The following is a 2,552-nucleotide window of genomic DNA, read 5'->3' as shown; positions in this document are numbered from 1 at the left end:
CACCCCCAACCGACACCACGGCTCCGACCAGCGCCGACGCGCCGACCACACCCGCTCTCACCCCAGCCGACGCCCCCTCTGGCGCGACGACCCCGGGTCTCGCCACGGCGGATGCCTCCGATGGGAGGGCCACCTCGGTTCTCGCTGCGGCTGACGTCCCCGATGTGGCGACCGCCCCGGTTGTCGCTACGGCGGATGTCTCCGACGGGAGGACCACCCCGGTTGTCGCCACGGCCCAGGCACCCAGTGGGACGACCACGCCCCTTGTCCTGGCCGTCGGCACGGGACGCCGGATGGTCCTGTCGGCGGGCGCTGTGGCCGGGGCCGTCGCTCTGGCGTTGACCTGGACGCTGGCCGATCATTCGCAGACCGGCGAGCAGACCTGGCTGGCGGTGCCCATGGCGAGCCTGCACCTGATCGCCATGTCCCTCTGGCTGGGCGGACTGATCGCGCTCGCGGCCTGCGTCGTCGTCCCGGCGGGACGGCAGGCATCAGTCTCCCTGGAGCCCGCGCTCCCCAGGTTCTCGTTCCTCGCGCAGATCTGCTTCGCGCTGATCGCGGCGACCGGCCTGTATCTGGCGTGGCGGCAGGTGGGGTCCTGGGGCGCGCTCGGCGCGACCCCCTTCGGCCTGCTGCTCCTCGGCAAGCTAGCCGCCGTCCTCGCCGTGCTGGTCCTCGCCGCCGGAGCCCGCCGGTTCGTACGGCGCCGCGACCGCGAACCCCTGGACGCGGCCCCCACCGCCGCGTTGCGCCGGCTGCGCCGCTCGGTGACGGGCGAGGTCGTGCTCGGAATCGCCGTCCTGTCGATCACAGCCGTCCTGGTGAACACCGCCCCGGCCCGCGACGGCTACGCGCCCCCGGTGAACGGCACCGTCCCCTTCCCCGTCGCCGCCGCGGCGGGCGAGGCCGCCCGGCTGCGCGGAGGCTCCGTCGAGGTGAAGATCGAACCGGCGCGGCCGGGCGGCAACGTGGCCGACATCTACCTCAACGCGGCTGACGGCTCCCTGGTAGCCGTGCCGGAGGTGTCGGGCTCCCTCGAGTCGCCGGACGGCATGGTCCCGGCCCTGCCGGTCAAGGTGACCGCGGCCGAACCCGGCCATTACGTGGCGAACGCGATGTCCATCCCGTACCGGGGGGACTGGGTGCTGCGCCTGGACATCCGCGTCTCCGATTTCGACGAGACACCCGTACGTGTCCCGTTCACCGCACGCTGAAAGGGCTGGTGACGCACATGCGAGGCGCCGAGCGCGGGCCGGCGGCGATCGCCGCCGGCGTGTTCGCCATCGGAGTCCTGGCGGGCTGCTCCGGCGGGGCGCCGGAGGCCGGGCCACCGTACACCGTGAGCTCGATCCGGTCCGGCCTCGTCCACCCCGCCGACCTCGGCGAGGGCGCGATCGAGACCGAGGACGCCGACCACGGCTCGCACGTCGTCTACACGCCGCCGAACAGCATCCCGACCTGCCCGTACGTCCAGCGCTCCGAGGACGTCCAGGTCGAGGTGAAGCCCGCCGTCGAACCGGTGGGCGGCAACCCCACCGGACGCTTCATCGTCGGCCCGCAGCGCGTGGGGCCGTCGTCGCTCCCGGTCGTCACCCAGGGCGCGGTCGTCTTCCAGAGCGACGCGCTCGCCGGAGCCACGATGGACTCCGTGGTGGCCGAGTCGGCCAAGTGCCCGGAGGCGTTCAGCGTGCTCGGCGGCCCGCCGTCCGTCGTGGGCGAGTACAAGGTCGTCAGCCGGCCGATCGAGATGGACGGATGGAAAGGGTTCGCCCAGCATCTCGTGCACACCTCGCCACCCGACATGAACCCGGACACCTACGACGACCTGGTCACCGTCGTGGTGCACAAGGCGAACGCCATCATCTACGTCGGATACGCCCAGATCAAAACGGTGGGCCGGCGTGCCGACACCGAGGAGAAGGTCAAGGCGCTGATGACCACGACGCTGGCCCGCCTCGGCTAGCCAGACGCATCTATCGAAGGGTTGAGGACGTTGAGAGCACTGTCCGTCAGAGCAGCCGCCGTCACGGCGGACAGACCGCGCGTGCCCGCGCGCGCCGTCCGTGGGCTCGTCACCGTGGCGATGGCCGCCGTCCTGGCCGCCGTCCTGGTCGCCGTCCTGCCGGCGGTGGCGTTCGCGCACGTCACGGTGACCCCGGACACGCTCACGCAGGGCGGCTACGCCGCGCTGACGTTCCGCGTCCCCAACGAACGCGACGACGCGAGCACCACCAAGATCCAGGTCCAGCTCCCGCCGGAGGCCCCGCTGGCGTCGGTCTCGGTGAAGCCGCACCCCGGCTGGACGTACGAGATCACCGAAGCCCGTCCGGCCACGCCCGTCGAGGCGCACGGCGCCGAGGTCACCGAGGTCGTCAGCACGATCACCTGGACGGCGGACGAGGACTCGGCGATCAAGCCGGGGGAGTACGACGAGTTCTCGATCAGCGCCGGACCCGTGCCGCAGACCGGCCAGTTGGTGTTCAAGACCCTCCAGCACTACAGCGACGGCGAAGTGGTCCGCTGGATCCAGGACCCCGCCCCCGGCGCCGAAG

General features: G+C 72.3%; 3 protein-coding genes. All 3 read left to right on the top strand.

Annotation, left to right across the window (positions count from 1 at the left end; genetic code table 11):
• Positions 1-293: 293 nt before the first annotated feature.
• Complete coding sequence (locus C1J01_RS47475) at positions 294-1,214, top strand: CopD family protein (protein WP_111185667.1); 921 nt, start codon at positions 294-296, stop codon at positions 1,212-1,214.
• Positions 1,215-1,222: 8 nt separating this feature from the next.
• A complete protein-coding gene (locus C1J01_RS47470) occupies positions 1,223-1,963 on the top strand; it encodes a hypothetical protein (RefSeq protein ID WP_111185665.1) in 741 nt (246 codons plus the stop codon).
• Between the two features lie 81 nt (positions 1,964-2,044).
• A partial coding sequence (locus C1J01_RS47465; protein ID WP_220040479.1) for a YcnI family copper-binding membrane protein occupies positions 2,045-2,552 on the top strand: 508 nt, incomplete at its 3' end.

This window comes from Nonomuraea aridisoli (genome assembly GCF_003236395.1).
In the GTDB taxonomy this organism is placed as follows: Bacteria; Actinomycetota; Actinomycetes; order Streptosporangiales; family Streptosporangiaceae; genus Nonomuraea; species Nonomuraea aridisoli.
Note: the sequence above shows the minus strand (reverse complement) of the source record. Positions and strands in the feature narration are given on the sequence as shown.

What these genes read in the sequence shown, in the direction of transcription:
- C1J01_RS47475 (WP_111185667.1), top strand. Translation starts at nt 294, where the DNA reads ATGGTCCTGTCGGCGGGCGCTGTGGCCGGGGCCGTCGCTCTGGCGTTG.